Below are 421 nucleotides of genomic sequence, written 5' to 3' on the forward strand. Positions count from 1 at the left end.
AGTGGACTTGAGCTTGGGTCTGTAGCTCAGTTGGTTAGAGCGCACCCCTGATAAGGGTGAGGTCGGTGGTTCAAATCCACCCAGACCCACCATATTTGATTTGGGGGCCATAGCTCAGCTGGGGTGAGACCCGGTGGCGCGTAGCGCCATGCAAAGCATCGCTTTGCAAGGGGCGAACGCCCGAAGGCTACGCCTGAGGGCTGGGGTCGAGCAGCTGAGCGCACGGTGCCTATGTAAGATTACGGGGCCATAGCTCAGCTGGGAGAGCACCTGCTTTGCAAGCAGGGGGTCGTCGGTTCGATCCCGACTGGCTCCACCAAGTTCTAGGGCAGTCAAAAGAGAAGGGTTGTAGGGCGAGGGCGAGATGCCTTACGACGTTTATCTTTTGGCTGTCTTTTTTATTCAACGGCATTGTACTGTT

General features: G+C 56.5%; 2 tRNA genes. Both read left to right on the top strand.

Annotated features, from left to right (window positions below):
* Positions 1–15: 15 nt before the first annotated feature.
* Positions 16–92 (top strand) — tRNA-Ile (locus tag ECTPHS_RS13770).
* Positions 93–243: 151 nt separating this feature from the next.
* Positions 244–319, top strand: a tRNA-Ala gene (locus tag ECTPHS_RS13775).
* The last annotated feature ends 102 nt before the right edge of the window (positions 320–421 follow it).

This window comes from Ectothiorhodospira sp. PHS-1, from assembly GCF_000225005.1.
Lineage (GTDB): Bacteria > Pseudomonadota > Gammaproteobacteria > Ectothiorhodospirales > Ectothiorhodospiraceae > Ectothiorhodospira.